We start from the raw sequence: 6,466 nt of genomic DNA, 5'->3' as shown, positions 1-6,466 counted from the left end.
CTTCCATTCGTTCGGGCTGACCGGCGGCACTATCCTGCCGCTGGTAACCGGCGTGAAACTGTTCCTCTATCCCTCGCCGCTGCACTACAAGATCATTCCGGAGATCGCGCGCAAGGTGAAGCCGACCGTCATGTTCGGCACCGACACTTTCCTCGCCAACTATGCCCGCACTGCCAAGGACGGCGATTTCTCCAGCCTGCGTTTCGTTGTTGCCGGCGCTGAAGCGGTAAAGCCCGAGACAAGGCGCACCTACCGCGACCGTTTCCAGGCATCGATCATCGAAGGTTTTGGGCTGACCGAGGCGGCGCCAGTGGTGGCGGTGAACACCGCCATCCACAATCGCGACGGCACGGTCGGCCGGCTGCTGCCGGCGATCCGCATGAAGCTTGAGCCGGTCGAGGGCATCAGCGAGGGCGGCCGGCTGTGGCTCGACGGGCCGAACATGATGATGGGCTACATGACCGCCGACCGCCCCGGCGAGTTGCAGCCGCTCGAGGGCTGGCACGACACCGGCGACATCGTCTCGGTCGACCGCGACGGCTTCATCACCATCCGCGGGCGGGCAAAACGCTTTGCCAAGATCGCCGGCGAGATGGTGTCGCTGGGTGCGGTCGAGATGCTGGTGCAGTCGCTATGGCCGGAACAGCGCCATGCCGCGGTGGCGGTGCCCGACAAAAGGCGCGGCGAGCGCATCGTGCTGGTCACCACGGCCGACGATGCCAATGCCGAAGAGCTGCGCCAGTTCGGCAAGAAGGCCGGCGCGGCCGAGTTGATGGTGCCCAATGACATCATCAAGGTGGAAGAAATCCCGGTGCTGGGTTCCGGCAAGACGGATTACGTGTCGGCGCGGAAGCTGGCGATCGACCGGCTGGGATTGGGGGTAGCGGCTTAGGCCGTATCGCAAGCGCTGGCGGGACAGCGCCCCCCTCTGTCCTGCCGGACATCTCCCCCACACGGGGGGAGATCAGATGCCCTCTCGGCTTTCGCCAATCAGCATCGTTGCAGGATACGCGGCTTGAACGAAGCTGCCAATTTCTCCCCCAAGTGGGGAGATGTTCGCCAGGACAGAGGGAGGCGCGAAGGAACTCGGCGGCTCGAAGTCGCGCCTCTCGAGCGGGTTCAGCCGATATCCGAAGGCGGCACCTTCTCGCCTTCGCGCATGGCCCGCTTCGAATAGGCGCGCACCGAAAACGGCAGAAAGACGAGGTAGCCGGCGACCGAGGCGGTCAGCGTGTACCAGGGATAGGCCATCAACAGCAGGATGTAGAGCACCACGCCGAGGATGACCGGAAGCACTCTGTCTCCCGGCACCTTGACGCTCTTGCCCGAATAGACCGGCAGGCGACTGACCAAGAGGAAGGCGACGAGCACGGTGAAGCCAGAGGCAACGAAGGCCGCCCCCCGGGTCGGTTCCAGGCCGAGCCGCAGGAAGTAGAGATAGCAAGGCAGCATGACCAGCACCGCGCCCGCCGGCGCCGGGACGCCGACGAAATACTCGGTCTGCCAGGCCGGCTGGTCGGTGTCGTCGGCCAGCACATTGAAGCGGGCGAGCCGCATGCCGCAGGCAATGGTGAACAGGAGTGCCGCGATCCAGCCCGGCGAGCCGGCGCGGTCGAGCAGGAAGGCATAGAGCACCAGCGCTGGCGCGACGCCGAAATTGACGATATCGGCCAGCGAATCCATCTGCGCGCCGAACTTCGAGGTCGCCTTCAGCATGCGCGCCAAGCGGCCGTCGATGCCGTCGAGGAAGGCTGCGAGCAGCACCATGACGACGGCCGGCTCGAAGCGGTCCTCGAAGGCGAAGCGGATGCCGGAAAGGCCGGCGCAGATCGCAAGAACGGTCACCAGATTGGGCAGCACCATGCGCATCGGGATCTCGCGGATGCGCGGGCCGCCGCTGGCGTGTGCCTCGAACTTCTTGAAAGGCGCGCCCACCGCTCAGGAAATCCTGACCAGCGGGGCGACCGCCGCGCCGCCGAACTCGGCAAGCACCGTCTCGCCGCCTACCGCCGTCTGGCCGACGGCGACGCGCGGCACGGCGTTCGACGGCAGGAAGACGTCGACGCGGGAGCCGAAGCGGATCAGGCCAAAACGCTCGCCGATGCCGATCGAGCCGCCCTGCTCGGCCCAGCAGACGATGCGGCGCGCCACAAGGCCGGCGATCTGCACGGCGGCGACGGTGCCGTTGGGGCTGTCGATGACCAGGCCGTTGCGCTCGTTCTCGGAGCTTGCCTTGTCGAGCTCGGCATTGAGGAATTTGCCCGGACGGTGCTCGATGCGCGTGATCCTGCCGCGCACCGGCGCGCGGTTGATGTGGCAGGAAAAGACATTCATGAACACCGAGATACGGGTCATTTCGCCCGTACCCAGGCCAAGCTCGCGCGGCGGCACGGCGGGCCCGACCGCCGAAACCATGCCGTCGGCCGGGCTGACCACCAGCCGGTCGTCGACCGGCGTGACGCGCTCTGGGTCACGGTAAAAATAGATGCACCAGCCGGTGAGGATCAGCCCGAGCCAGAACAGGATCGAGGAGAAATAGCCGAGGAACAGCGTGGCCGCGCCGAAGGCGGCGATGAAGGGATAGCCCTCGCGATGGATCGGAACGAACGTATTCTTGATCGTATCGAGAAGCGTCATAGGGCTTGGGGCGGTCCCTGTTTCAGGTCCGGCCTCAATAGCCGAAAGCCCCCCTCCCCGCAACGCAACAATGGGAGAGGAAGAGCGAGGCCGTGGACTCATAGCTGTGGTTTTAGCGCCGGCACTGTGTCAGGGTGCGCGAGGGCGGTGCGAAAATCGACAAGGTCGAGGTCGATCGGGGCTGCTTTGCCTACATGTTGGGCGGTGCCGACGGCAGGACGCTGTTCATCACCGCCGCCGAATGGCGCGGCTTCGAGAACATGGTCGGCGACGCCCGCACCGGCCAGGTACTGGGCGTCGTCGCGCCTGCACCCGGCGCGGGCTGGCCGTCTTACGCCTCCGGCACGCGCTGATAGTGCGCGATATCCGCTTTGACGCCGAGGCGGGCGATCGTTGCCTGAGGGCTGAAGGCGATGCTCTCGTGCGCGGCCTTGACGATCGGCACGACGTTGTCGACCGCGGCCTGGCTTTCCCATTCGACCATGGTGACGATGTTGAATTCGCCGGGGCCGGAGAACTGCTCGAGCAGGAAGTCCTGCACGAAGCCGTCCTGCTGGCGCAGCAATTCGTGCGTCATCCTGACCTTGCCGAGGATCTCGTCGCGCGCTTCCGCCGGCACGACGAATTTGTCGACCCGGAACACGCTGCCAGCGCGTTGATCTTTATTACTCATTTCGATCGGTCTCCGTTCTTGGAAGGCTTGCTTCGCAGGGGTTCGGAGCCGGTTTGCAAGCTCAAGCTAGGTTGAGGTCAAGGGGATTTTGCGCCGACTTCTCCTTCTCCCCTTGTGGGAGAAGGAAGAGGCGCTAGCTCACCTCCGACGTCCTTCTCCGTACGATCACGCCGAACTCGTCGCTTTCACGCGCAATGCGCAGGCGCTCCTCGGCTTCGGTGGCTTCGCGCTGGCGGTCCCACATCGAGGCGTAGAGGCCCTGCTGGCGCAAGAGCGCGGCGTGGGTGCCGCGCTCGGCGATCTGGCCGTCCTTCAGCACGATGATCTCGTCGGCCGAAATCACTGTCGACAGCCGGTGGGCAATCACAAGGGTGGTGCGGCCCTTGCTGACGAGGTCCAGCGCCGCCTGGATCTCCTGCTCGGTCTGGGTGTCCAGCGCCGAGGTCGCCTCGTCCAGCATCAGGATCGGCGGAGCCTTCAGGATCGTGCGGGCGATCGCGACCCGCTGCTTCTCGCCGCCCGACAGTTTCAGGCCGCGCTCGCCGACCATCGAGCGGTAGCCGTCGGGGAGTTTTTCGATGAACGGCCCGATCTGGGCAAGCTCGGCGGCCTTGCTCACCTCCTCCTCGCTGGCGCCGACGCGGCCGTAGCGGATGTTGTAGGCGATGGTGTCGTTGAAGAGCACCGTGTCCTGCGGCACCATGCCGAGCACCGCACGCAGGCTCTCCTGGGTGACGTCGCGGATGTCCTGGCCGTCGATCAGCACCTGGCCGCGCTGCACGTCATAGAAGCGGAACAGAAGCCTGGAGATAGTCGACTTGCCTGCGCCGGAGGGGCCGACGATGGCGACCGTCTTGCCGGCCGGCACCTCGAAGGAGACGCCCTTCAGGATCTTGCGGTTCGCATCATAGGAGAAGTGCACGTCGCGGAACTCGACCTTGCCGGCACTCACCTTCAACGACCTGGCGTCCGGCTTGTCGACGATCTCCTGGGGCACGTCGAGCAGGTCGAACATGTGCTCGATATCGGTCAAACCCTGGCGGATTTCGCGATAGATGAAGCCGATGAAGTTGAGCGGCACCGAAAGCTGCATCAGCATGGCGTTGATGAAGACGAAATCGCCGACCGACTGCGTGCCGGCCTGCACCTCGAGCGCCGACATGCACATGACGATGACTGTGCCGAGGCCGAAGATGAGACCCTGGCCGAAGTTAAGCCAGCCGAGCGAGGTCCAGGTCTTGGTGGCCGCGGTTTCATAACGCGCCATCGAGCGGTCGAAGCGCTCGGCTTCCATGCGCTCATTGGTGAAATATTTGACCGTCTCGAAATTCAAGAGCGAGTCGATCGCCTTGGTATTGGCGTCGGTGTCGCTGTCGTTCATGTCGCGGCGGATCGAGATGCGCCAGTCGCTGGCCTTGACTGTGAACCAGACATAGATCCACACCGTGACCGCGACCACGGCGACGTATTTCCAGCCATAGGTGTAGGCGAAAATGCCGGCCGTCAGCGCGAATTCGAGAATGGTCGGCGCCGTGTTCAGCATGACGAAGCGCACGATCGTCTCGATGCCCTTGGTGCCGCGCTCGATGATGCGCGACAGACCGCCGGTGCGGCGTTCAAGATGGAAGCGCAGCGACAGCTGGTGCATGTGGACGAAGGTGCGGAAGGCAAGCTGGCGCACCGCATATTGGCCGACGCGGGCAAACAGCGCGTCGCGCAGCTGGTTGAAGCCGAGCTGGACCAGCCTCAGCACATTATAGGCGATGACCAGCATCACCGGCGCGAGCATGAAGGCGGGCAGCGGCGGCGGCGTCTTCGAGGCGTGGGCGAGCGCATCGGTTGCCCATTTGAAGAAATAGGGGCCGGCGACCAGGGTGACCTTGGCGACGACGAGAAGCAGCGTCGCCCAGGTGACGCGGGCTCTCAAGTCGGCACGGTCGGCCGGCCACATATAGGGCCACAGATTGCGCAGTGTGGTGAGGGTGCCGGTTTCGGCGGAGACGGTCTTGTCGGCCATTTTGTTCTTAGCTTTCTTTCATGCTTTCGCCGCAGCAGGAATCGACCAGGGCCGCGAGCGACGCCGAGACCTCGGCGAGCGTAGCGCGGTCCACCGCGTAGCGTGAACGCTGGCGATCCGCCTCGAAGCGGACGAGCCCTGCTTCGACCAGGATCTTCAGATGCTGCGAAACGGTCGACTGGGCGAGATCGAGATGATCGACCACCTCGCGGCAGGAGCAGCAGCGACTGGCCGAGAGATGCTTCAGGATCTCGATGCGTGCCGGATGCGACAGCGCCGCGAACCGCGTGGCGATGCCGCGGCTGTCAAGGGCTCGGCTATTGAGGGCGCGGTTGACGGATAGGGATTCGGTCATCGTTCATCGCCGATAAACGATGGAGGATGAGAGGGCAAGCCAGGCGGATGGGTAGCACGGTAGGAAGTGTCAAAAACGCTGGCGGGACAGCGCCCCCTCTGCCCTGCCGGGCATCTCCCCCACGAGGGGGGATTACGCTCTTACTCCGTCTTTGGCGCCGTCATCTGGTCACCCATGGCCTTCATGTCGGCCGGCTCGCCTTCCTTCGACTTGCCGGGGACCTTGAAGACCTGACCGGGCCAGATGCGGTCGGGATTGCGGATCTGATCCTGGTTGGCGAGATAGATGGTCGAGTAGCGCACGCCATGGCCATAGACGCGCCGCGAGATGCGCCAGAGCGTATCGTTGCGGCGGATGATGACGGCTCCATCGGCGTGTTCGAGCTTCGGCGCCATGGTTTCAGGCACGTCGGCCGCAGGATTCGCTTCGGCGACCTCGGCCGACGTGTCGGCGGTCGCGGCGGGCTTGCCCGCTTCGGTGGTAGCGGTGGCCGGCGCCGTCGTCTCGGCGGGATTGGCCGCCCCGGACTTTGCCTCTGCGGGCTGGGACCCCGCACCCTGGGCGAGCTTGCTGTCGGCGGGCTTGGCCTGGTTGGGCGCGACGGCGGCAATCGACTCGCCGGGCTCGCGTTCGAACGGAACAGCGGCACGGGCGACGACCTTATCGCCATCGTCGGCAAGGCCGTCGACATGAATGGTATGGTTGCCGATCGGAATGTCGCGCGCCGCCTCGATCAGGAAATGGCCGTCAGGCGAAGTTTTCGCCTCGCCAAGCAGGACATCGT

8 protein-coding genes are annotated in these 6,466 nt (G+C 64.9%); 2 read left to right on the top strand and 6 right to left on the bottom strand.

The features are described 5' to 3' along the window. Positions 1–892 (top strand): AMP-binding protein (locus EOA60_RS13915; RefSeq protein ID WP_164899302.1); only part of this gene is annotated, 892 nt, incomplete at its 5' end. Positions 893–1,119: 227 nt separating this feature from the next. Here EOA60_RS13915 and EOA60_RS13905 read toward each other — a convergent pair. Both EOA60_RS13905 and EOA60_RS13900 read right to left on the bottom strand, forming a co-directional pair. After that, entirely contained in the window at positions 1,120–1,863 is a 744-nt protein-coding gene (locus EOA60_RS13905; protein WP_245299656.1) for a phosphatidylcholine/phosphatidylserine synthase, read from the bottom strand. A gap of 75 nt (positions 1,864–1,938) precedes the next feature. Next, positions 1,939–2,739 (bottom strand): phosphatidylserine decarboxylase, encoded by an 801-nt coding sequence (locus EOA60_RS13900; RefSeq protein ID WP_280950673.1) that lies wholly within the window; start codon positions 2,737–2,739, stop codon positions 1,939–1,941. Between the two features lie 32 nt (positions 2,740–2,771). Between EOA60_RS13900 and EOA60_RS13895 the strand changes: the two genes are divergently transcribed. Further along, a complete protein-coding gene (locus EOA60_RS13895) occupies positions 2,772–2,990 on the top strand; it encodes a hypothetical protein (protein ID WP_245322286.1) in 219 nt (72 codons plus the stop codon). Here the strand turns inward: EOA60_RS13895 and EOA60_RS13890 are convergent. The 4 genes from EOA60_RS13890 to EOA60_RS13875 all read right to left on the bottom strand — a co-directional run. Beyond that, entirely contained in the window at positions 2,969–3,310 is a 342-nt protein-coding gene (locus EOA60_RS13890) for an antibiotic biosynthesis monooxygenase (protein WP_095800091.1), read from the bottom strand. The genes EOA60_RS13895 and EOA60_RS13890 overlap by 22 nt on opposite strands. Before the next feature lie 133 nt (positions 3,311–3,443). After that, a complete protein-coding gene (locus EOA60_RS13885) occupies positions 3,444–5,327 on the bottom strand; it encodes an ABC transporter ATP-binding protein/permease (protein WP_095823659.1) in 1,884 nt (627 codons plus the stop codon). 7 nt (positions 5,328–5,334) lie between these two features. Next, entirely contained in the window at positions 5,335–5,682 is a 348-nt protein-coding gene (locus tag EOA60_RS13880; RefSeq protein WP_095823660.1) for a metalloregulator ArsR/SmtB family transcription factor, read from the bottom strand. A 140-nt stretch (positions 5,683–5,822) separates the two neighbouring features. Continuing rightward, on the bottom strand, positions 5,823–6,466 hold a 644-nt coding region (locus EOA60_RS13875), incomplete at its 5' end, for a LysM peptidoglycan-binding domain-containing protein (RefSeq protein WP_164899301.1).

This window comes from Mesorhizobium sp. M1A.F.Ca.IN.020.06.1.1, from assembly GCF_004023265.1.
Taxonomy (GTDB): domain Bacteria; phylum Pseudomonadota; class Alphaproteobacteria; order Rhizobiales; family Rhizobiaceae; genus Mesorhizobium.
This window is presented reverse-complemented; position numbering and strand designations above follow the sequence as displayed.